We start from the raw sequence: 20,384 nt of genomic DNA on the forward strand, positions 1-20,384 counted from the left end.
TCAGGAGTCGATGATGACCAGCCCCGCAGACCTCTCCGTCGTCGAAGACGAGACGTCGGAGCAGCAGCGCCTGTTCGACGACCTCATCGCGCACGAGCAGCGCATCGAGCCCCGCGACTGGATGCCGGACGCCTACCGCAAGACACTGATCCGCCAGATCTCGCAGCACGCGCACTCCGAGATCATCGGCATGCAGCCGGAAGGCAACTGGATCACCCGCGCGCCGAGCTTGAAGCGCAAGGCGATCCTGATGGCGAAAGTCCAGGACGAGGCCGGCCACGGCCTCTACCTCTACTCCGCAGCGCAGACGCTCGGCATCACCCGCGACGAGATGATGGACCAGCTCATCTCCGGCAAGGCGAAGTACTCCTCGATCTTCAACTACCCCACCCCGACATGGGCGGACATGGGTGCGATCGGGTGGCTGGTCGACGGCGCGGCGATCTGCAACCAGGTGCCGCTGTGCCGCGCTTCGTACGGGCCGTACGGCCGAGCGATGGTGCGGGTCTGCAAGGAGGAGTCGTTCCATCAGCGCCAGGGCTTCGAGATTCTGCTGAGCCTCATGCAGGGCACTGACGAGCAGCGGCAGATGGCCCAGGATGCCGTGAACCGCTGGTACTGGCCGAGCCTGGCCATGTTCGGCCCGCCCGATGACCAGTCTCCGAACTCGGCGCAGTCGATGGCCTGGAAGATCAAGAGGTTCTCGAACGACGATCTGCGCCAGCGCTTCGTGTCGATGCTCGTGCCGCAGGCCGAGATCCTCGGTGTCACGCTGCCGGACCCGGAACTCCGTTTCGACGACAGCACAGGGCAGTACGAGATGGGCGAGATCGACTGGGACGAATTCTTCGAAGTGCTCCGCGGCAACGGACCGTGCAACGCCGAACGTCTCGAACGACGCCGCACGGCGCATGAAGAAGGTGCATGGGTGCGCGAGGCCGCCGCCGAGTACGCCCGGAAGCAGGCTGTCCGCAACGAAGGGAAGGTCGCCTGATGACGACGCCAGGGGCTGTTCCGTCCGAGCCGTGGCCGCTGTGGGAGGTCTTCGTGCGCGCGAACCGCGGACTCAGCCACGTGCACACGGGCTCGCTGCACGCGCCGGATGCCGAGATGGCCATCCGCAACGCCCGCGATCTGTACACCCGACGCGGCGAAGGCGTCTCGATCTGGGTCGCGCCGGCGGATGCGATCACGACGAGCGACCCGGATGCCAAGGGCGCGTACTTCGAGAGCCCGGCAGGAAAGAACTACCGGCACGCGGTGTACTACACGGCATCAGAGGGGGTGCCGCACCTATGAGCATCCACGAGATCGACTCCCCCCACGGCGACGTGATGGTCGAGGAACTCCGCCTCGCACAGGAGCTCGCGGGGACCGGCGCGAAGGCCGCTTCCGCCGACGTCGCCGAGTACGCGCTGCGGCTCGGCGATGACGCGCTCATCCTCTCCCAGCAGCTCGGCGCGTGGATCTCGCGCGCCCCGGAGCTCGAGGAGGACGTCGCTCTCGGCAACATCGCCCTCGATCTGCTCGGCCACGCCCGCTCCTTCCTGCACTACGCCGGCTCCTTCGACGGACGCAGCGAAGACGACCTCGCCTATTTCCGCGACGAGCCGGAGTTCCGTTGCACGTGGATCGTGCAGCAGCCGAACGGCGACTTCGCCCAGACCATCGCCCGGCAGTTCGTCGTCGCGACCTACATGTTCGAGCTCTACTCCGCGCTGCGGACGAGCAGCGACGAGACATTCGCGGCGATCGCCGCGAAGGCCGTCAAAGAGGTCGACTACCACCGCGATCACGCGGTGCAGTGGGTGCTGCGCCTGGCCGGCGGCACTGCGGAGTCGCGCACGCGCATCATCCGGGCCATAGGCGATGTCTGGCCGTACGTCGATGAGCTGTTCCGCGACGACGACCTGATCGACCGCCTCGGCGACGCAGCCGTGCGTCCGTCGACCCTGCGTGCCGGTGTCGACGCCGTCGTCGACACCGTGTTCGCCGACGCCGAGCTGTCGGTGCCCGCCGTCTCAGCTTCATCTGCCGGAGGACGGCAGGGCGCGCACTCGGCCCCGCTCGGGCACATCCTCGCCGAGATGCAGGTGCTCGCGCGACGGCATCCGGGGGCGACATGGTGACGCAGACGCACATCCCCCGGTCGTCGAGCGACGCCTCCACTCGCACGTTGAGCGAGCGGAGCAAGACGAAACGCGCCTATCCGACGCTCAACGACCGGGAAGCCTGGCGCATCGCCGCGGCCGTCGCCGACCCGGAGGTCCCGGTGCTGACCATCGAAGATCTCGGCGTGCTGCGCGCCGTCGAGGTCGACGGCGACCACGTACGCGTGGACATCACGCCGACGTACAGCGGCTGCCCGGCGATGGACACCATCCGCGACGACGTCATCCTCGCGCTCACCGCCGCCGGCTTCGGCGACGTCGAAGTGCGCCTGGTCCTCGCCCCCGCGTGGACGACCGACTGGATGTCGGATGCCGGCACGCGCAAGCTCGCCGAGTACGGCATCGCCCCGCCCTCCGGCCGTGCGGCGGTCAGCACCGGGCCGATCCGACTCGCGATCAGCGTCCGCTGCCCGCGCTGCGGATCGCTCGACACCCACGAGGTCTCCCGCTTCGGCTCCACCTCATGCAAATCGCTCTTCGAGTGCCGCGCGTGCCTCGAGCCCTTCGACCACTTCAAGGTGCATTGAGATGTCGCTGTTCACCTCCGCCCCGGCATCCGTCAGCACACCGCACCGCGAGCGGACTCCGCCACCTGCGAAGAAGCGCGCACGCTTCCACACCCTCGCCGTGCAGGACGTGCGCCCGCTCACCGACGACGCCGTCGAGGTCACCTTCACCGTCCCGGCAGCACTCGCCGACGAGTACGACTACCTCCCTGGCCAGTACGTCGCCCTGCGCACCACACTCGACGGCACCGAGGTGCGCCGCTCCTACTCGCTGTGCCGCGCTCCGGAGCACCGCACGGCGGACGACCGCTCTGCCGCGATCGACACCCGCCTGAGCGTCGCCGTCAAGCGCGATGAGGGCGGCCTCTTCTCGACGTGGGCGCAGACGCAACTGCGCCCGGGCGACGAGATCGACGTGATGAGCCCGCAGGGCACTTTCACCTCGGCGCTCGGCGATCTCGATCATCGGCATGTCGTCGGCATCGCCGCCGGTTCCGGCATCACTCCCCTGATGTCACTCGCCCACACCGTGCTCGCGGCGTCAGACACCGCCCGCTTCACGCTCGTGTACACGAACCGTTCGACGCTCGACGTGATGTTCCTCGAGGACCTCGCCGACCTCAAGGATCGCTACCCGACGCGGCTCACCCTGCACCACGTGCTCTCGCGCGAGCAGCGTGCGGCGCCGGTGCTGTCCGGGCGGATCGACGAGGAGAAGCTGCGCACGATCCTGGGCGCGCTCATTCCTCCGGAGACGGTGGACGAATGGTTCCTCTGCGGCCCGCTCGCCCTGGTCGCCCTCTGCCGCGAGGTGCTCGCCGATGTCGGTGTTGCCAGGGAGCACATCCGCTTCGAGCTGTTCACCACCGGAGATGAGCCGGTGCGCGCAGCCCGCCCCGTGCAGGTGCGTGCCGGCGAGAAGACGGTGCGGATCGAGGTGACTCTCGACGGCGTCTCCTCCACCGTGGAAAGCCCGATCGACGCGCACGAGTCGGTGCTCAATGCCGCGCTCCGCGTGCGCCCGGATGCTCCGTTCGCGTGCGCCGGAGGCGTCTGCGGCACCTGCCGCGCACGCGTGGTCGAGGGCAGCGTGACGATGACGGAGAACTACGCCCTGGAACCCGACGAGCTCGCCCGCGGTTTCGTGCTCACCTGCCAGTCCCATCCGACCAGCGACCGCCTGGTCGTCGACTACGACGTGTGACTCGGAGGAACCCATGATCGAACTCTCCATCGCCGACGACATCGCCACCATCGTGCTGAACGCACCCGAGAGGCTCAACGCCCTCGACGAGCAGGCACTGCACGGCCTCGGCGTGGCCTACGACGAGGCCGAGGCGGCAGGCGTCCGTGCGCTCGTGCTGCGAGGCAAGGGCCGCGCATTCTGCGCCGGCCGCGACATCTCCGACGTCGACCCGCGCAATGATGACGTCATGGGCTACCTCGGCGGCCTGGTCACACCACTGCTGCAGCGCATGTCTCAGTTTCCTGCGCCGACGTTCGCCGTGGCGCACGGTGCGTGCCTCGGCGTCGGTCTCGGCCTGCTCATCGCCACCGACGTCGTCTACGTCGCGGAGTCGGCGAAGATCGGCTCGCCGTTCGCCGCGCTCGGCGCGACGCTCGACTCCGGCGGGCACGCGCTGTTCCTCGATCGCCTCGGTGCACACAAGACGCTCGATCTGATCTACACCGGCCGCCTGATGAGCGGCACCGAAGCGGTGGAGTCCGGCCTGTTCTCCCGCGTGCTGCCCGACGATGAGGTCGTCTCAGCGACGTCGGATGCGGCGACGAAAGCCGCCCGCGGCGCGACCGCGGCGTTCCTCGCCAGCAAGCGCCTCATCGCTCGCATCCGCGACGAGCGCCTCGCTCTCTGGGAGTCGGTCGACGTCGAGAATGCCGCCCAGGCCGCGCTCTGCGAGACTGCCGACTACCGCGAGGGGTTCGCGGCGTTCCAGGAGAAGCGCAAGCCGGAGTTCACCGGGCGGTGACGTCGCTCACAGGTGCGGCCCGCCTGGCGCGCCGACTGTCCTTCTCCTCCGGGAACAGCGCCCGCAGCACTCGGACCCAGCGGGTTCGGTTGCGCGGCCGTGGCACGGAGCGTCCGGCGAGAAGGTCTTCGACATTGTCGAGCAGCTCTTCGAGCACGGCGTCATGCAACGGGATGAGTGCGACGAGCAGAACCCGCGACGCCCGCTGGATCACGAGCTCGTGAACGAGTTCATCCCCCTCGCGGCGAAATTCGTGGAAGCCCTCGAGCTGCGGCATCGTGCAGGCGAAGCGGAAACGCGAGTCCTCGACCTCTGAGACGACGTAACGCACGGCGCCGTGCCCACCGGATGACCCCACTGTGATTCCTCGATCGAGCAGCATCGGGTCCCAACCGTCCGCCGGCCATACGCGGCTGCTCGGATCGGCGACCCGGAGCGCCAGCTCCCAGGCGGCGTTGATGTCGGAGTATCGGCGCCGATGCACGTTGCGGATGCCGGTCGCGGTTCGTGTGGTCCAGGTCATGCGAACACCGTAGCAGTAAACGAATCAGTATTCTAGAATCAATCCTCGCTACCCATCCTCGACGCGGGATGATTGAATCGCCGTGTGCCTCGCCCCTCTCGCTTCACCACCGATGACGTGCTGGATGCTGCATTGCGGGCCGTGGTCGAGAACGGTCGCGACGCCACCATCTCGATGATCGCCGACCGCATGGGCGGTCCCGTCGGATCGATCTATCACCGATTCGGATCACGCGAAGAGATCCTGGTGCGGCTCTGGCTGCGCTGCATCCGACGTTTCCAAGCGGGCTTCATCCGCGCGGCGGAAGAACAGGACGACGCGTTCGAGGCGCTCCTGGCGTGTGCGGTGTCCATTCCGCGCTTCTGCGCCGAGAATCCCGATGAAGCGGTCGGTCTGTCCCTCTACCGGCAGGAGCTGCTCCTCGCGACCCTCCCCTCCGGAGCCCTCCGGGACGAGGTCGCGGAGCTGAACATCGGCGTGATCGGCCTGATGACCAGGCTCGCACGGCGGCAGTACCCCGACGCACAGGACGCCGTGGAACGCGTCGATCTCGCCATTCGAGTGATCCCGTACGGCATCGTGCGCGGCCTGCTCGGCCGCCCGATCCCTGCCCTGATCGAACCGGCCGTGATCGCCGCGGCGAAAGCGGTTCTCTCCGCCGAGACGGCCGCGACCGCCCCGTGGCATCCGGGAGCACCTGCGCCCACCACCTGAGACCGGCGAGAAGGGAGCGCCGCGCGCGCGGTCTCGCTGCGCCGCCCCGGATGTCGGATGCCGGTGGCAGAATGCGGGGATGATGCTCGCCGATGCCGTCACCACGACCGAGGAGGTCGCGACGACCTCCTCGCGACTGGCGAAGATCGAGTCCGTCGCCGGGCTGCTCCGGCGCGCCGCTCCCGACGAGATCCTCCCGCTCACCGGGTTGTTGCTGGCAAGCCCTCGCCAGGGCCGGCTCGGCGTCGGCTGGCGCGGGATCTCCGCCCTCGATGTCACGCACGCAGATGCTCCGACACTGAGCATCACCGACGTCGATGCCGCCCTGACCGCTCTGGCGACGGTCCTCGGATCCGGATCCGCGGCCGCGCGGAGCAGGCACCTCTCCGAGCTCGCTGCCCGAGCGACGGCCGAGGAGTGGGATTTCCTCGCCCGCGCCATGCTCGGCGAGCTGCGCACAGGTGCACTCGGGGGCGTGCTGCTCGACGCCATCGCTCGCGCCGCCGACCGCGATCCGGCGACTGTCCGCCGTGCCGCGATGCTCTCCGGCGACCTGGGCGAGACCGCTCTCCTCGCCCTCACCGGAACCGCCGAGCAGCTCGACGCCGTCGGACTCGTGGTCGGCCGTCCGGTGCTGCCGATGCTCGCGGCCACCGCGGCGACTCCCACAGCCGCGCTGGAGATCACCGGCGACGCATCCGTCGAATACAAGCTCGACGGCGCCCGGATTCAGGTCCACCGCCGCGGCGACGATGTCGGCGTCTTCACCCGCAGCCTCGCTGACATCACCCACCGCGTACCCGAGATCGTCGAGATCGTGCGCGGTCTTCCCGCGCGCGACCTCATCCTCGACGGCGAGACCCTGTCGCTCGACGAAGACGGCGGGCCACGACCGTTCCAGGAGACGATGTCGCGGTTCGGCGCCGATGTCTCCCGCGAGCTCGTCCTGCGCCCGTGGTTCTTCGACCTGCTGCACCTCGACGGACGAGACCTCATCGACGAGCCGCTCGCCGTTCGCCTCGCCGAGCTCGACCGCGTCGCGGGCAACTGGCGCATCCCGGGCATCATCACCGACGACCCGGATGCCGCCGAGCAGTTGTCCCGCGACGCCCTCGCGGCCGGGCACGAGGGCGTCGTCGTCAAGTCGACCGAATCGCCGTACATCGCAGGGCGCCGCGGCAAGTCCTGGGTCAAGGTCAAGCCTGTGCACACCTACGACCTCGTCGTGCTCGCCGCGGAGTGGGGCTCCGGCCGGCGGCGCGGCTGGCTGTCGAACATCCACCTCGGCGCCTACGACCCCGAGGGCGAGTTCGGTGAGCCGGGCGGATTCGTCATGGTCGGCAAGACCTTCAAGGGGCTCACCGACGAGTTGCTGCGGTGGCAGACCGAGACCTTCCCCGAGCGAGAGACCCACCGCACCGGAGCCGCAGTGTTCCTCCGCCCTGAGGTCGTCGTGGAGATCGCGATCGACGGTGTGCAGCGCTCACCGCGCTACCCCGGCGGCATCGCCCTGCGCTTCGCCCGCGTGAAGCACTACCGTCCGGACAAGGCGCCGGCAGACGCCGACACCATTCAGACGCTGCGCACCCTGCTTCGCGGATGAAGAACTGACGCGTCATGCCGAAGGCGGCAGGCCCAGGTCCTCTTCGCGCACCGTTCCCTGGAACGACCAGGGAAAGTTGATCCAGAGGTCGGTGTCCTTCCAGGCGAAGTCCGGCTGGATGATCGTCGACGGCTTGGTGTAGATCGTCACCGAACGGACATCCGCCCCCTTCTCCTTGAGCAGCTGCACCGCGAGAGCGAGCGTGCGACCGGAGTCGGCGACGTCGTCGACGAGCAGCACCCGGCGCCCGTCGAGGTAGGCCATGTCGAGCTCGGGTGGCAGCACCTCCGGTGCGTCGAGCACGGTGCCGATGCCGGTGTAGAACTCGACGTTGATGGCGCCGCAGTTCTTGGCTCCGAGACCGTAGGCGATGGCGCCGGCCGGGAGCAGACCCCCGCGCGCGATCGCCACGACGACCTCCGGCTCGAAGCCGGCCGCGAGGATGCTCCGCGCCAGATCGCGCGTCGCCGTGCCGAAGCCGTCCCAGGTGAGCGTCTCGCGCTCGTTCGATGCATCACTCACGGTGTCGCCCTCTTCTTCCGCCGTCGGTCTGTGAGTACAACTCTGGCATGCACGCGCACGGTGAGCGCGGAAACTCATTCCAGCCGGGTCAGCTCCACCGATACGAACAGTTCCGAGGCGCTGGGCCCCGCGTACACACCGCGAAGCGGAGCCACATCGGCATACTCGCGTCCGTGGCCGACGTAGACGTGGGATTCGCCGATCTCCGTGAGGTTCGTCGGATCGTATCCGCGCCACTCGCCGGAATACCATTCCACCCAGGCGTGGGATTCACCGACGACCGGCTGCCCGATCGACGCGCTCAGATCAGGGTGCAGATAGCCCGAGACATAGCGTGCGGGGATGCCGGCCGCTCGCAGCACCCCCAGCGCGACATGCGCGATGTCCTGGCATACGCCGGAGCGCGCAGCCCACGCGTCACGAGCGGTGGAGTTCACGCCGGTCACTCCGCTCCGGTACTCCATCGCCTCACCGACCGTGCGACAGATCTCGAGAGCCGTCTCATCGAGGCTGCCGCCCTCGGCCTCGATGCGCAGGGCGAGATCGAGCATGTCCGCGTCGGGGGCAGTCGCCGGCGTCTGTGCGACGCACTCCGCGAGCGACAACGAAAGCGGAATCCGCGCGGCGACCTCGTCCCAATCCAGGCGCACCCCAGAGGGCGGGACGGGCCGCACGTCCACGACACTTGTCGCCGTGACCGACAGCATCTGATGGGGGACGAGCACCTCGAAGGTCGATACCCGCGTGTCCCAGTAGTCCGCATACGAATGCTGCGCTGCGGTGGGCGATATCTCCAGGCCCGCCTGCAGAACAAACTGCCCCTCCCTCGAATGGGGCAGCATCCGCGCCTCATTGTAGGAAGCCGTCGCCGGCTGCTCGTAGCGAAATCCCGTCCGATGAACGATCCGCAGCCGGCTCACAGTGCCTCTCCGATCCACACCGGCATCGCGATCGACGGGAAATACCGTTCTCGGACCGCATCGCTCGCCATCGACACCCCTACCTGGACTTCTTCCATGCTCTCGGAGAGGCGATAGACGATGTCGCCGATCGGCCGATACTCCAACTCCGAACGCATCCGACCGAGAACCCGATGTGCGCTGTGCGGTACCCCGAATGCGCTGGTCGGATCGATTCCGCGTAAGCACTCCTCCGCCTGCAGCACGCTCGACAGGACCGACCGCGGGAACAGTCGATCGACGAGCAGGAACTCCACTGCCGACGCTGCCGTCGGCACCGCTCGATGGCTTCGCAAGTGCGCCTCGTATGCCCCGCAGCTGCGCAGCAGGGTAGTCCAACTCGGTCCGCTCGCGTCAGTGAGGGACCGCGTCGCGAGCAGCCGCGCGGTCATGTCGGCCCGCTCGATGGATCTCCCGAGCACGAAGAAGTGCCATGCCTCGTCCCGGCTGGTCGACGAGTCCACCACTCCGAATGCCAGCGCCGACCTGTCGCGCACCCAGCGGAAGAACGGGTGCGTCTTGTCGGAGGCGATGCGCCGCGGCATCCGGGCGTGCGATTCGTTGAGCGTCTCCCAGAGATCGGTCGAGATGATCTCTCGTGCCCGTCGCGCGTTCTCCCTCGCCGCGACGATCGAGTGCCCGATCGACGCCGAATGCTCGCGGTCGAGTGCGAGCAGACGCATCACGTCGTCCCGATTGAGGGGCGTCTCATCGTCGACCGTGGTGCCCATGACGGACAGCAGCGCGCGACAGGCGGTGTCCTCATCCACCCACGGATCCTCCAGCAACAGCTGAAGATGCACGTCCAGAATGCGAGCGGTGCCATCGGCCCGCTCGATGTAGCGGCCGATCCAGAACAAGGCCTCGGCGATGCGGCTCAGCATGTCGGCTCCTCGCGCTGCTGCTGTTGCTGTTGCTGTTGCTGCTGCTGCCGGACCTCGACGTCTTCGTCCTGCGGCGAGGAGAGGAACGGTGTGTGCGGTTCGAGGCGCGCTGGCGCGACGACGGTGATCGCGCCTGTCGCGAGTGAGACTTCATCGGACGCCGGGTCCGGCTCACCCGCGACCGTCGCCGTCGGTCCCGTCAGCAGTGAGGGATCCAGCACCCAGGTGTCCTTCGAGCCTCCGCCCTGACTCGAATTCACGACGAGCTGCCCTTCCGGCAACGCCACCCGGGTCAACCCGCCGGGAAGCACCCAGACGTTCTCGCCGTCGTTCACGGCGAAAGGTCGCAGATCGACGTGCCGCGGACGGAAGCCGTCCTCCACCAGTGTCGGGATCGTCGACAGCTGAACCACGGGCTGTGCGATCCAGCCGCGCGGATCGGCAAGGAGCGAACGGCGCAACTCCTCGAGAGTCTCTCGCGACGCATCCGGCCCCACGACGAGCCCCTTGCCGCCGGAGCCGTCGACGGGCTTCACGACGAGCTCGTCCAGCCGATCGAGCACTTCCTCCAGCGCTTCGGGTTCCTCGAGTCGCCATGTGTCGACGTTCGGAATGATCGGATCTTCACCCAGGTAGTACTTGATGAGCGCGGGAACGTAGGTGTAGACGAGCTTGTCGTCGGCCACCCCGTTGCCCACAGCGTTCGCAATGGTGACGTTGCCGAGTCGAGAAGCGAGCATGAGCCCGGGCGCCCCCAGCACAGAATCCGGCCGGAAGTGCTGCGGATCGAGGAACTCGTCATCGACTCGTCGATAGATGACGTCGACCCGGGTGGGACCGGCCGTGGTGTGCATCCAGACGCGTCCGCCTGAGCAGAAGAGGTCCCTGCCCTCGACGAGTTCGATGCCCATCATTCGCGCGAGCAGCGTGTGCTCGTAGTAGGCCGAGTTGTGCACGCCAGGTGTCAGCACGACGACCGTGGGGTGATCCACGCCCTGCGGTGCCGCCGCTCGCAGCGCCTGCAGAAGGCGGCTCGGGTAATCGACGACGGGCCGGACACGGAGGCTGGTGAACAGTTCCGGAAGGGTCTGCGCCATCACTCGGCGGTTCGCAAGCACATAGCTGACGCCGCTCGGGACCCGCACGTTGTCTTCGAGCACCCGCCACGCGCCGTTCTCGTCGCGGATGAGGTCGATGCCGGCGACGTGGATGCGCACACCGTTCGCACCCACGATCCCGGCCGCCTGGCGGTGAAAGTGCGTGGACGAGCTGATCAGGGAACCCGGAATCACACCGTCCTGCACAGCGAGCTGCGGACCATAGACGTCGGCGAGGAACGCCTCCAGCGCACGGACCCGTTGCGCCACACCGGACTCCACATAGCGCCAGTCGTCTGCAGCGAGCACGCGAGGCACGACGTCCAGCGGAAACGGTCGCTCTTCTCCAGCGAAGTCGAAGGTCACGCCCTGCGCAAGATAGGAGGTCGCCAACGCGTCGGTGCGTGCGCGAAGCTCCGCGTCATCCATCGCGGCCAGCGCGGGGTACATGTCCCGATACGGGCCGCGCACCTCCGCGTCGCCGGGAAGCACCTCCGCCGGAAACATCTCGTCCCACGCGCGGGGCCCGGGCCCCGCCGGGCGGCGGCGGGTGGTGTATCCGTTGAACAGCGACTCCATGGCGGCATGCTCCCGCGCCGCGGTTTCGCACATGTTACGGCGTGAAGACGGTGCGGCGACAACGCCGACCACGGTAGAATTCCGGTGTCCGGTACGACGTTTGCCGGTGTCCGAAAAAGGGGCACGAAGCGCTTCGCGAAGATGCGAAGGCGAGACACATACGGATCCCATCGTTCTCCGTTCCGTCTCGAAAGGCTTTCGCATGCCCACCGTCTCCGCACATGTCGCGCTCACTCTCGCCCATCACACAGACGCCGTCTTCGGGGTGATGGGCAATGGCAACGCCTACTTCCTCGACGCGATCGAGAGGCAGACGGATGCCGTGTTCACGGCCGTCCGCCACGAGCAGGGCGCCGTCGTCGCCGCTGACGCGCACTTCCGTGCGTCCGGGCGGATCGCCGTAGCGACCTCGACCTACGGCGCCGGATTCACGAACACCATCACCGCTCTGGCCGAGGCCGTGCAGGCGCACGTGCCGCTCGTGCTCGTCGTCGGAGATGAGCCGACGTCGGGGCCCCGCCCGTGGGATGTCGACCAGATCGCCCTCGCCTCGGCCGTCGGTGCCCGCACGTACACCGTGGGCCGCGCGGATGCCGCAGCCACCACCGTCATCGCGATCGAGCACGCCCTGACCTACCGGGTGCCCGTGGTGCTGGCGATTCCCTACGACGTCGCCGCGCTCGAGGCCGGCTGGGTGCCGGCAGCACCGGCGCCTCGCATCCCGGCTCCGCTCGCTCCGAAGGGTGAGTTCGCCGCAGGGATGCTGAAGGAGATCGCCGCTGCGCTGCGCGATGCCGAGCGCCCGTTCCTGCTCGCCGGTCGCGGCGCGTGGCTCGCCGGAGCCCGCGAGGCGCTGGGCGCGCTGGCCGACGCGACCGGCGCTCTCACCGCGTCGTCAGCCCTTGGCCGCGGTGTCTTTCCTGCCACCGAATACGACCTCGGCGTCACCGGCGGCTTCGGCGCCGACGGTGCGATGTCGCTCATCCGGGAGGCCGACGTGGCCGTCGTGTTCGGCGCATCACTGAACCAGTTCACGATGCGCTTCGGCGAGCTGTTCGCGCCGGGGACCCGCATCTTCCAGGTCGACATCGCGCCCGCCGCCACCCACCCGCACGTCGGCGGCTTCGTCCGCGGCGACGCCCGGATCATCGCCGAGAGGCTCGTGCACCTCGTACGGAAAGTCGGACGCTCCGACGAACGCGCCGGCGAGAACGCTTCGAGCACCGGCGGGTCGGACGCGGCATCCGACGTTTCGATCGCCAGCACCCCGTGGCGGGAGAGCGTCGATGTGGCATCGGCTCGCGCCTATGCGCCGGGAGACGACCTTGCTCCGGACGGACGCCTCGACCCGCGTTCCGCCGCCCGCCGCATCGCCGAGCTGCTGCCGAAGGATCGCGTCGTCGTCTCCGACGGCGGACACTTCATCGGCTGGGCGAACATGTACTGGCCCGTCGAGTCCCCCGACCGGATGATGATGATCGGCACCGCGTTCCAGTCGATCGGGCAGGGCTGGCCCAGCGTCGTCGGAGCCGCGCTCGCCCGCCGCACGTCGACGGTGGTGCTGACGTCCGGCGACGGCGGCGGACTCATGGCGATCGCGGACCTCGAATCCGCGGTCCGTGCGGCCGGGGGCCGCGGGATCGCCGTGGTCTGGAACGACGCCGCCTATGGCGCCGAGGTCAATCTCTACGGCCTCAAGGGGCTGGCCGAAGGTCCGATGCGGATTCCGGAGGTGGACTTCGCGGCGTTCGGCGCGGCCGTCGGGGCCGAGGGCGTCGTGGTGCGGACGCTGGCGGATCTCGATCGGCTCGCGACCTGGGCAGAGGAGGATGCCGCATCCCGCCGCTTCCTGCTGCTCGACCTGCGCATTTCCGGTGACGTCGTCGCTCCGTACCAGGAGGAGATCATTCGCGTGAACTCCTGAGGAATCAGGGCCCCAGCCGCGACTGTCAGTTCAGCCGCTGCTGCAGGTGGACTGTGATGGTGTCGCCGACGTGCTTCTTGAGCATTCCACGCAGCTTCGCGGCGACGGGGAGTTTGTGGGTGCCGTCGCCGAGCGCCATGAATGAGCTGGTGAACGGGATCCCGTCCATCGTTCCGGCGACCTTGACGAGGCCGCGAGTGCCGAAGTAGTCGGCGGAGTCGTCGAGTTTGACGTACGTCCAACCGCCCTTCGCCTCGCTCTGGAGCAGCTCTGCGCGGAAAGTGCGGTCGATCGGACCAGGACCGGTGGCAGTGGACATGACAGGTTCTCCTTCGTTTCGGTGGATGCCGGGTTCGTCGGACTTCGCGTCAGTGGATGAGCCCGAGGACGAGGGCCACGAGCAGGAGCTTGAGCAGCCAGTCTCCGGCGTGGACGGCCGCGGTCTGCCACGGCACCCGTTCCCAGATGATCGATCCGGTGAGCAGGACGAGCGGAAACGCGACCCAGAGCACGAGCGCCAGCAGCACCGAACCGGGCAGCGACAGCATCCCCGCTTGCGCGGCGATCCACGCGAACGCGCCGCCGACGACCGCCGTGCGCAGCAGTTCCGTGACGATCTTCCACGGGGCAGGTTTGCCACGATCCACCATCCGGTCACCGAGCGCACGCTGCTCGATCGGCGCGGTGACGAAGTAGTAGACGGAGCTGAGGATGAAGGCCGCGACAGCGGCGACGGCGATGCCCAATACGATCATGATGACCCTCCTTTAGTACTACCCAGTACTGTAAGCCAGGATGCGGGTACTGTCCAGTACTATTTTGGATATGAGCAGTGCAGCACCTCCGACCCGCGGCAGACCAGGCGGCAGCCGCGGCACAGACCTGCTTGCGGCCGCCCGCGACGTGTTCCTCGCGCACCAGTACGCCGGCGCGACGATGGACGCCGTCGCTGCACGTGCGCGTATCTCGAAGCAGACCCTCTACCGGCAGTACCCGTCAAAGGACGAGCTCTACGCTGCCGTCGTGCGGGATTGGGTCGACCGTGGGCGCGACGCGATGAGCCCGCATCTGCAGAAGCTGACGGTGACGACCGACATCCGAAACGGACTGCTGGAACTCGCGCGCACCCTCCACGCCGGCGTTCTGAGCGACCCGGTCCTCCGGATGCGGACGTTGATCACCGCCGAGGCCGAACGGTTTCCCGACGTGTCCACCGACTACGTGCGACGCAGCTGGGACCGCAACCAGACGCTTCTGGCCGATGCGCTGGAGCACCTGTCAGAACGACGGCTTCTGCGCATCGAGAGCTCGCAGATGGCTGCTGAACAATTCACGTGGCTCGCACTCGCCGCGCCACTGAACCGCCTCACGCTCACCGCCGGAGCAGCGCGCTACACCCCCGATGAGCTGGAGACGCTCGCTCAAGAGGCCGTCACCACGTTCCTCGGCCGATACGGGATGCCGTGATGGCAGCCATTCGCAACATCAGCGTCGGCCTCCCGGTGAAAGACGGACACGTACTCGTCCTGGAAGGACGAGACGAGTCCGCCGGCCTCGCCTTCTGCCGCGCGATCGGCGGGGGCATCGAGTTCGGGGAGCGCGCGGCAGAGGCGCTCCGACGCGAGTTCCTGGAGGAGCTCGACATGCGCGTGGATGCCGCCGAACTGCTCGGCGTCCGCGAGAACCTCTTCACGTACGAGGGCAGGCGAGGACACGAGATCGCGCACATCTTCGCCGTCGAATCCGCCGAGATCTCCGCGCTGCCGCTGGATGCCGAGCTGCGCGTCCTCGACGAGGGCAGCCCGGTGCGATGGGTGCCGATCGCGGAGATCCTCGCCGGCACGCGGCCGCTGTACCCGGCGGGCGCTCCGGAACTGCTCCGGCTCCGCGTCATGACCGCCTGACGCGTGATCTCATCGTCGGGGGGCTGAATGCGGCCAGCCCGATCAGTCGAAGTCCTCGATCCCCTGCAGCCGGACCTGCTCCAGATCGAGGCGCGCCGAGATGCGGCGCACGATGAGGTCATCGACGGTACCCGCCCGGCGAAGGCCGTGCAGAACCTCTCGTTTGTGCTCGAGCATCGCGAGCTTCAGCCGGGAGTACTCCTCGTGGCGCACGAGCGGCGACCGCTGCATCATGTCGACATCAGCCGACGTCGCGACCATCTGAAGCGTGCCGGCATCCGGCAGACGCACCGCTCCCCCGACGCCGCCGCTCGGCTCGTCCCCTGATGCGTCATCGGAAGACGACGCAAGCGGGTCCGGGGCATCCAGCATGTCCTCCATCGCGACCACTTCGGCATCGATCAGCGCGCGTTCCCTGGCCATCGCGCGCGCATTGGCCAACTCGAGCATCTCGTAACCCTCTCGGCGGATCCGGTCCCGCATCTCCGAGCCGACCTCCTGCTCGGAAGCAAGTCGATCAAGAGCCGCGATGGCCGCACCGGAGATCGCGCGTTCCGCGAGTTCGTACTCCTCGTCCTCGCCGTGGTCGACCGGGAACCCCGCCCAGCGCACGACGGCCGGGAGCATCGGCCCCTGCACGAGCAGACTGAGCAGTATTACGCCGGCGGTGACGAAGACGACTTCATCGCGTCCGGCGAGCGCCGAACCGTCGTCTGTCACCAACGGCACGGACAACGCGATCGCGAGCGACACCGCACCGCGCATCCCCGCGACCGTGCTGACGATCTGCGCACGGGTGCGCAGGCCTCGAGGGTGGGTCGCGCCGCCCGCGATCCGCTGGAACGGCACGGAGAGCAGCTGGAAGAGGAAGCGCACCACGAGCAGCGTGACCCAGACGGCCACCGTCGTCAGCACGAGCCATCCGACCGTCTGCGCGGATGTCTGATGGATGACCCACTGGACCTCGAGACCGATGAGCACGAAGAGCGCCCCGTTGAGCAGGAAGACCCCGAACGGCCAGACCGCCTCGGCCTGGCGGCGGGAGGCCGCTGTGGTGATCTGCGGCCGGACGAAGGCGACGACGAGGCCCGCGACGACGACGGCGAGCACTCCCGAGGCGTGCACCATCTCGGCGAGCAGGAACGCGGAGAAGGGCACGAGCAGCAGGGTGACGTTGATCGACATCGTCGAGCGCACCCGCCGCAGGAGCAGCCAGGCGGCTGCCGCGACGATCGCTCCCGCGGCGATTCCGCCGAGGTAGGACACGATTACGGACATCGTGACCGTGACCGGCGTGATCTGGCCGCCGACGGCGAGCGAGACCGCGATGGCGTACAGCACGAGGGCCGTGCCGTCGTTGGTGAGGCTCTCGGCCTTCAGCTTCATGAACCCGCGTCGGGGAAGCAGCCGGCCGAGGGCCGCGACGGCGGTCGCGTCGGGAGGCGCAACAGCGGCACCGAGGATGAGCGCGATCTCCCACGGCAGGCCGAAGAACGCCGCCACTCCCGCCACGGCGAAGGCCGACGCGACGACGAGCAGCGTGCTCATCGGAAGGATGTAGCGGAAGTCCCGGCGAATCGAGCGCAACGACGTCGTCAGGCTCTCCCAGAACAGCATCACGGGCAGGAAGAGCAGCAGCACGGTCTCCGGTGGCAGCTGGATGTCACGGAGCTCGGGCACGAAGCCCAGCAGCAGACCGAACACGACCAGCACCAGGGGAAGAGCCAAGCGCAACCGCGGCGCCAGCATGGTCCCCACCAGGATCGTGAGCCCGAGGAGGACCGTGATCTCGAGACCTTCCATACAACCACCCATCATCTGCCGCGCGCTGACGACGACGCACACGTGCTCAGAGCAAAGCGTCCGCTGGTGACAACGTATTCCCGTCGGGTGATCTGCGGAAGGTTCTGACAGACCTCCCCTCAGCCGGGCGGCGCCTCAGCTCTGCGCGCCGTAGTCCGGCAGCTCCTGCAGCGTCCAGGTGTTCCCATCCGGATCGTCGAAGGTGACGAAGCGACCCCAGGCCTGCTCGTCGACCCCCTCCGCTTCCACATCGAGACCGCGCAGGTGCGCGAGCGCCTCATCGGCATCCGGGACCACGACCTGGATCGTGTTCTGCATTCCCGGTTCGAGACGGCTCTCCCCCAGACCTGTCCCGAACGCGATGGAGCACGCGGATCCGGGCGGCGTCATCTGCACGAACCGCAGCCCCTCCATCGGCGTCTGATCATGATCGGCATTGAAGCCGATCTTCATGTAGAAGTCCTTCGCCCGGTCGATATCCGACACCGGCACGAAGATGAGCTCGATCTTCCAGTCCACAGCACACACCCTCCTGGCGGGCGCGGTCGCCCGTCCGCGTCCAAACTACGACGCCGCACCGACACTGCGCCAGGGGTGCGTGCGGCGCGATCGACGACCCTCAGATCCACCCCTTGTCCAACGCGATCCGTACCGCCTGCGCCCGGTTCTCGGCCCCCGTCTTGCCGATCGTCGCCGAGAGGTGGTTGCGCACCGTCCCCGCCGACAGGAACACCTCGGCGGCGATCATCGCTGCGGACCGCCCGTCCGCCGCCAGCCGCAGGATCTGCTGCTCCCGGTCGCTGAGCGGATTCGCGCCCTCGAAGAGGCTCTCCGCCGCAAGTGCAGGATCCAGCACCCGCAATCCGGCGTGCACACGGCGCACCGCCTCGGCCAGCTCCTCCGCAGGGGTGTCCTTGACGATGAACCCGCTGGCTCCCGCATCCAGCGCCGACCGCAGGTAGCCGGGCCGCGCAAAGGTCGTGACGATCAGCACGCGCGTGCCCGGGTTCGCCTGCCGAATGCGTCGCGTCGCCTCGACGCCGTCCATGCCGGGCATCTGAATGTCCATCAGGCACACATCGGGCCCGAGCTCGCCCACGAGCCGCACCGCTTCCGCGCCGTCCGCTGCCGTGCCGCACACCTCGAGGTCTCCCTCGAGCTCCAGGAGAGCGGCCATCGCACCGCGCACGAGCGCCTGGTCATCCGCGATCACCAAGCGGATACCGCGCGTCTCCTCCGAATCGGTCACCACGTCACTTCCACTCGCGTTCCGGAATTCTCGGCGGAGCTCCATCGCAGAACCGCGCCCGCCGCCGCTGCACGCTCCCGCATCCCCCGGATGCCGTTTCCCTCCGGCGCCCTCGACCCGACGCCGTCGTCCTCCACGGCCAGCGAACCGGGAGCGATGAGCACCGTCACGGTTCGGGATCGGGAGTGTCGGAGCGCGTTCGTCGTCGCTTCTCGCAGAATCCAGCTCGCCGTCAGCGACTGCACGGGCGACAGCGCTCCGGGCGCTCCCTCGACCTGCACGTCGATCCCTGCGGACTCCAGGGCGTCCCGACTGGCAGCCAGCTGTTCGACGAGCGTGGCGCCGCGCGCCCCGGCCACAGACGCCCGCACCCCGGCGAGCGCCTCGGCGGTGAGCGCCTCGATGTCGGCGAGTTCCGCCTTCGCCCGCTCCGGATCGGACTCCATGAGGCGCCGCACCAGCTGGGCCTTCAGCCCGACCACGGTCAGCGAATGCCCGACCAGGTCGTGCACATCGCGGGCGACCGCCTCCCGCCCCTCGCTCGTCGCCAGCTCCAGCCCGAGACGTTCGGCCTGGACCGATCGGACGATGAGCCAGGTCGACACGGTGTTCACCACGCCGAGCAGGCCGACGATCGCGAGCAGCGAGAGGTAGTCGATGCCTCCTGGAATGAGGAAGACGCACAACGCTGTGACGGCGACAGCTCCGACGGTGGTGATCCAGTGCCAGGTGCGCGTCAGACCGTAGGAGGCGAACGACATGATGAACGGCAGGAAGCTCAGAGCGGAGCCGCCCTCCGCGGGCACCGAGAGCAGTGCGCATACGATCAGCGCCGCGAAAGTGATCCACTGCCGCGCGGACGGCGCCTTTCCGAGGCCGCCGCCCCCGCGCATCCCGTGCATGAAGCCGACGACGTACAGGACGATGAAGGCCACGAGCATCACCCAGCCGACGATGATCCACCCGACCGGGGCCGTCGATCGCAGCAGCGCCAGCACCGGGTAGATCAGGAAGACCAGCCAGATCACCGCCATCAGCCACCCGAACCGCGCCCAGGGATCTTTGGAGGCCGGCGAACGCGCTCCGATGGCGGACCAGGCTGCCGGTGGAGCGCCTGCGGCGGCGAACTGCGCGGCCGCTCGTGATGGACCGGCGGATGCCGCTCCATCACGCGGGGGTGGTCGCATCATCGTTCCAACCTACTGGCGAGTCCGTGCGCGCTTCATGCCTGCCGCCACCAGCGCCGCGAACACGGCGAGCCAGACGACGACGTTCAGGATCAGCATCCAGATCGGGTCGCTCTGCCCGGTGGTGAGCGTGCCCTCGGTGAGCGGCCACCGGCTCAGCGCGACGAAGCCGTACAGCGGGGTGAACCGGGCGATGTCGAGCATGACTCCGTCGAGAGGCATGAACACGTTCCCGAAGAAGGCGAAGAACGTCATCGAGATGGACGCGAGGGCTGCAGCGGAATCGGAGGTGAAGAACAGCCCGACACCGAGCCCGAACAGACCATAGATCAGGCCGAGGCCGAGGATGATCCCGGCCGTCGCCGCCCATCGCCACATGTCGTCGACGTGTGCCCCTGTCAGCGCTCCCGCGGTGAACACCGCCACGAGTGCCAGCACCGCGAAGCTGACGGCCGTGAGCAGCTTCGTGACCGCATACCCGACGGTCGTCAGCGGTGTCATCGCCAGCTGGCGTCCCCAGCCCTGCTTCGCCTCTGTCGCCGCGAGCGAGGTCAGCGAACTCATGGCGACCGCCGTTCCGTACGCCGCCATCGAGGTCATCACGTAGAAAGAGACGTTCCCGTTGCCGGCCGAGAGAGTGCCGTATCCCATGCCGGCGCCGAACAGCAGGTACATCGCCACGGGCATGCCGAGGGTGAAGGCGAGGGTGTAGGGGTTGCGCAGCTGTCTGACGCCCTCGATACGCAGCATCGTCGATGAGATCAACATGGG

At 68.2% G+C, this 20,384-nt stretch carries 23 protein-coding genes; 11 read left to right on the plus strand and 12 right to left on the minus strand.

Annotation, left to right across the window (positions count from 1 at the left end; translation table 11 throughout):
* Nucleotides 1-13 precede the first annotated feature (13 nt).
* The 6 genes from paaA to MRBLWO13_RS18475 are packed head-to-tail and all read left to right on the plus strand — an operon-like array spanning nt 14 to nt 4,665.
* Entirely contained in the window at nt 14-994 is a 981-nt protein-coding gene (gene paaA / locus MRBLWO13_RS18450) for a 1,2-phenylacetyl-CoA epoxidase subunit PaaA (RefSeq protein WP_341975546.1), read from the plus strand.
* Nucleotides 994-1,299 (plus strand): 1,2-phenylacetyl-CoA epoxidase subunit PaaB, encoded by a 306-nt coding sequence (gene paaB / locus MRBLWO13_RS18455; RefSeq protein WP_341975547.1) that lies wholly within the window; start codon nt 994-996, stop codon nt 1,297-1,299. The genes paaA and paaB overlap by 1 nt, the downstream gene beginning before the upstream one ends.
* Nucleotides 1,296-2,129 (plus strand): 1,2-phenylacetyl-CoA epoxidase subunit PaaC, encoded by an 834-nt coding sequence (gene paaC, locus MRBLWO13_RS18460; RefSeq protein WP_341975548.1) that lies wholly within the window; start codon nt 1,296-1,298, stop codon nt 2,127-2,129. The genes paaB and paaC overlap by 4 nt, the downstream gene beginning before the upstream one ends.
* Nucleotides 2,123-2,698 (plus strand): 1,2-phenylacetyl-CoA epoxidase subunit PaaD, encoded by a 576-nt coding sequence (paaD, locus tag MRBLWO13_RS18465; protein ID WP_341975549.1) that lies wholly within the window; start codon nt 2,123-2,125, stop codon nt 2,696-2,698. Before paaC ends, paaD begins: the two co-directional genes overlap by 7 nt.
* Before the next feature lies 1 nt (nt 2,699).
* Nucleotides 2,700-3,881, plus strand: coding sequence for a 1,2-phenylacetyl-CoA epoxidase subunit PaaE (gene paaE, locus MRBLWO13_RS18470; RefSeq protein ID WP_341975550.1), 1,182 nt, complete (start codon nt 2,700-2,702; stop codon nt 3,879-3,881).
* A gap of 13 nt (nt 3,882-3,894) precedes the next feature.
* The gene (locus tag MRBLWO13_RS18475) at nt 3,895-4,665 is read left to right on the plus strand and encodes an enoyl-CoA hydratase-related protein (RefSeq protein ID WP_341975551.1); all 771 of its coding nucleotides are present in this window, start codon (nt 3,895-3,897) and stop codon (nt 4,663-4,665) included.
* Here MRBLWO13_RS18475 and MRBLWO13_RS18480 read toward each other — a convergent pair.
* Nucleotides 4,652-5,188, minus strand: coding sequence for a hypothetical protein (locus tag MRBLWO13_RS18480; RefSeq protein ID WP_341975552.1), 537 nt, complete (start codon nt 5,186-5,188; stop codon nt 4,652-4,654). The two genes, MRBLWO13_RS18475 and MRBLWO13_RS18480, sit on opposite strands and share 14 nt — an antisense overlap.
* Nucleotides 5,189-5,272: 84 nt before the next feature.
* Between MRBLWO13_RS18480 and MRBLWO13_RS18485 the strand changes: the two genes are divergently transcribed.
* Complete coding sequence (locus MRBLWO13_RS18485) at nt 5,273-5,902, plus strand: TetR/AcrR family transcriptional regulator (RefSeq protein WP_341975553.1); 630 nt, start codon at nt 5,273-5,275, stop codon at nt 5,900-5,902.
* Between the two features lie 79 nt (nt 5,903-5,981).
* Entirely contained in the window at nt 5,982-7,505 is a 1,524-nt protein-coding gene (locus MRBLWO13_RS18490; protein ID WP_341975554.1) for an ATP-dependent DNA ligase, read from the plus strand.
* Nucleotides 7,506-7,517: 12 nt separating this feature from the next.
* Here MRBLWO13_RS18490 and MRBLWO13_RS18495 read toward each other — a convergent pair whose 3' ends face one another.
* The 4 genes from MRBLWO13_RS18495 to MRBLWO13_RS18510 all read right to left on the minus strand — a co-directional run bounded on the left by MRBLWO13_RS18495 (nt 7,518) and on the right by MRBLWO13_RS18510 (nt 11,546).
* Nucleotides 7,518-8,027: a phosphoribosyltransferase gene (locus MRBLWO13_RS18495; protein WP_341975555.1), complete on the minus strand. Its 510-nt coding sequence runs from the start codon at nt 8,025-8,027 to the stop codon at nt 7,518-7,520.
* Between the two features lie 74 nt (nt 8,028-8,101).
* A complete protein-coding gene (locus MRBLWO13_RS18500) occupies nt 8,102-8,947 on the minus strand; it encodes a transglutaminase family protein (RefSeq protein WP_341975556.1) in 846 nt (281 codons plus the stop codon).
* The gene (locus MRBLWO13_RS18505) at nt 8,944-9,870 is read right to left on the minus strand and encodes an alpha-E domain-containing protein (RefSeq protein ID WP_341975557.1); all 927 of its coding nucleotides are present in this window, start codon (nt 9,868-9,870) and stop codon (nt 8,944-8,946) included. The genes MRBLWO13_RS18500 and MRBLWO13_RS18505 overlap by 4 nt, the downstream gene beginning before the upstream one ends.
* Complete coding sequence (locus MRBLWO13_RS18510; RefSeq protein ID WP_341975558.1) at nt 9,864-11,546, minus strand: circularly permuted type 2 ATP-grasp protein; 1,683 nt, start codon at nt 11,544-11,546, stop codon at nt 9,864-9,866. The genes MRBLWO13_RS18505 and MRBLWO13_RS18510 overlap by 7 nt, the downstream gene beginning before the upstream one ends.
* A 202-nt stretch (nt 11,547-11,748) precedes the next feature.
* Here MRBLWO13_RS18510 and MRBLWO13_RS18515 point away from each other — a divergent pair, with 202 nt between their 5' ends.
* Nucleotides 11,749-13,470: a thiamine pyrophosphate-binding protein gene (locus MRBLWO13_RS18515; RefSeq protein WP_341975559.1), complete on the plus strand. Its 1,722-nt coding sequence runs from the start codon at nt 11,749-11,751 to the stop codon at nt 13,468-13,470.
* A 25-nt stretch (nt 13,471-13,495) separates the two neighbouring features.
* Here MRBLWO13_RS18515 and MRBLWO13_RS18520 read toward each other — a convergent pair whose 3' ends face one another.
* Both MRBLWO13_RS18520 and MRBLWO13_RS18525 read right to left on the minus strand, forming a co-directional pair.
* The gene (locus MRBLWO13_RS18520; protein WP_341975560.1) at nt 13,496-13,789 is read right to left on the minus strand and encodes a DUF1905 domain-containing protein; all 294 of its coding nucleotides are present in this window, start codon (nt 13,787-13,789) and stop codon (nt 13,496-13,498) included.
* A 49-nt stretch (nt 13,790-13,838) separates the two neighbouring features.
* On the minus strand, nt 13,839-14,225 hold the full coding sequence (locus MRBLWO13_RS18525) for a DUF1761 domain-containing protein (RefSeq protein WP_341975561.1): 387 nt from the start codon (nt 14,223-14,225) through the stop codon (nt 13,839-13,841).
* Nucleotides 14,226-14,295: 70 nt separating this feature from the next.
* On the opposite strand from MRBLWO13_RS18525, the gene MRBLWO13_RS18530 reads away from it, so the two are divergent.
* Nucleotides 14,296-14,937 carry a TetR/AcrR family transcriptional regulator gene (locus MRBLWO13_RS18530; RefSeq protein WP_341975562.1) on the plus strand — a complete coding sequence of 214 codons (642 nt, stop codon included), beginning with the start codon at nt 14,296-14,298 and terminating at the stop codon, nt 14,935-14,937.
* Nucleotides 14,937-15,374 (plus strand): NUDIX domain-containing protein, encoded by a 438-nt coding sequence (locus MRBLWO13_RS18535; RefSeq protein ID WP_341975563.1) that lies wholly within the window; start codon nt 14,937-14,939, stop codon nt 15,372-15,374. The genes MRBLWO13_RS18530 and MRBLWO13_RS18535 overlap by 1 nt, the downstream gene beginning before the upstream one ends.
* A gap of 42 nt (nt 15,375-15,416) precedes the next feature.
* Here MRBLWO13_RS18535 and MRBLWO13_RS18540 read toward each other — a convergent pair whose 3' ends face one another.
* The 5 genes from MRBLWO13_RS18540 to MRBLWO13_RS18560 form a co-directional block, all read right to left on the minus strand.
* Nucleotides 15,417-17,177 (minus strand): Na+/H+ antiporter, encoded by a 1,761-nt coding sequence (locus tag MRBLWO13_RS18540; RefSeq protein WP_341975564.1) that lies wholly within the window; start codon nt 17,175-17,177, stop codon nt 15,417-15,419.
* Between the two features lie 135 nt (nt 17,178-17,312).
* Nucleotides 17,313-17,696, minus strand: coding sequence for a VOC family protein (locus MRBLWO13_RS18545; RefSeq protein WP_341975565.1), 384 nt, complete (start codon nt 17,694-17,696; stop codon nt 17,313-17,315).
* 100 nt (nt 17,697-17,796) lie between these two features.
* On the minus strand, nt 17,797-18,426 hold the full coding sequence (locus tag MRBLWO13_RS18550; protein WP_341975566.1) for a response regulator transcription factor: 630 nt from the start codon (nt 18,424-18,426) through the stop codon (nt 17,797-17,799).
* A complete protein-coding gene (locus MRBLWO13_RS18555; RefSeq protein WP_341975567.1) occupies nt 18,423-19,616 on the minus strand; it encodes a sensor histidine kinase in 1,194 nt (397 codons plus the stop codon). The genes MRBLWO13_RS18550 and MRBLWO13_RS18555 overlap by 4 nt, the downstream gene beginning before the upstream one ends.
* A 9-nt stretch (nt 19,617-19,625) precedes the next feature.
* Nucleotides 19,626-20,381, minus strand: a complete 756-nt coding sequence (locus MRBLWO13_RS18560; RefSeq protein WP_341975568.1) for an ABC transporter permease — start codon at nt 20,379-20,381, stop codon at nt 19,626-19,628.
* Nucleotides 20,382-20,384: the final 3 nt, after the last annotated feature.

The sequence above is a fragment of the Microbacterium sp. LWO13-1.2 genome (assembly GCF_038397725.1).
Lineage (GTDB): Bacteria > Actinomycetota > Actinomycetes > Actinomycetales > Microbacteriaceae > Microbacterium.

Excerpts from the sequence above, each read along its gene's own strand:
- paaE (WP_341975550.1), top strand. The coding sequence starts at position 2,700 with ATGTCGCTGTTCACCTCCGCCCCGGCATCCGTCAGCACACCGCACCGC.
- MRBLWO13_RS18555 (WP_341975567.1), bottom strand. The coding sequence starts at position 19,616 with ATGATGCGACCACCCCCGCGTGATGGAGCGGCATCCGCCGGTCCATCA.
- MRBLWO13_RS18530 (WP_341975562.1), top strand. The coding sequence starts at position 14,296 with ATGAGCAGTGCAGCACCTCCGACCCGCGGCAGACCAGGCGGCAGCCGC.
- MRBLWO13_RS18480 (WP_341975552.1), bottom strand. The coding sequence starts at position 5,188 with ATGACCTGGACCACACGAACCGCGACCGGCATCCGCAACGTGCATCGG.
- MRBLWO13_RS18525 (WP_341975561.1), bottom strand. The coding sequence starts at position 14,225 with ATGATCGTATTGGGCATCGCCGTCGCCGCTGTCGCGGCCTTCATCCTC.
- MRBLWO13_RS18515 (WP_341975559.1), top strand. The coding sequence starts at position 11,749 with ATGCCCACCGTCTCCGCACATGTCGCGCTCACTCTCGCCCATCACACA.
- MRBLWO13_RS18520 (WP_341975560.1), bottom strand. The coding sequence starts at position 13,789 with ATGTCCACTGCCACCGGTCCTGGTCCGATCGACCGCACTTTCCGCGCA.
- MRBLWO13_RS18510 (WP_341975558.1), bottom strand. The coding sequence starts at position 11,546 with ATGGAGTCGCTGTTCAACGGATACACCACCCGCCGCCGCCCGGCGGGG.
- paaA (WP_341975546.1), top strand. The coding sequence starts at position 14 with ATGACCAGCCCCGCAGACCTCTCCGTCGTCGAAGACGAGACGTCGGAG.
- paaC (WP_341975548.1), top strand. The coding sequence starts at position 1,296 with ATGAGCATCCACGAGATCGACTCCCCCCACGGCGACGTGATGGTCGAG.
- MRBLWO13_RS18540 (WP_341975564.1), bottom strand. The coding sequence starts at position 17,177 with ATGGAAGGTCTCGAGATCACGGTCCTCCTCGGGCTCACGATCCTGGTG.
- paaD (WP_341975549.1), top strand. The coding sequence starts at position 2,123 with ATGGTGACGCAGACGCACATCCCCCGGTCGTCGAGCGACGCCTCCACT.
- paaB (WP_341975547.1), top strand. The coding sequence starts at position 994 with ATGACGACGCCAGGGGCTGTTCCGTCCGAGCCGTGGCCGCTGTGGGAG.
- MRBLWO13_RS18475 (WP_341975551.1), top strand. The coding sequence starts at position 3,895 with ATGATCGAACTCTCCATCGCCGACGACATCGCCACCATCGTGCTGAAC.
- MRBLWO13_RS18535 (WP_341975563.1), top strand. The coding sequence starts at position 14,937 with ATGGCAGCCATTCGCAACATCAGCGTCGGCCTCCCGGTGAAAGACGGA.
- MRBLWO13_RS18490 (WP_341975554.1), top strand. The coding sequence starts at position 5,982 with ATGATGCTCGCCGATGCCGTCACCACGACCGAGGAGGTCGCGACGACC.
- MRBLWO13_RS18560 (WP_341975568.1), bottom strand. The coding sequence starts at position 20,381 with ATGTTGATCTCATCGACGATGCTGCGTATCGAGGGCGTCAGACAGCTG.
- MRBLWO13_RS18505 (WP_341975557.1), bottom strand. The coding sequence starts at position 9,870 with ATGCTGAGCCGCATCGCCGAGGCCTTGTTCTGGATCGGCCGCTACATC.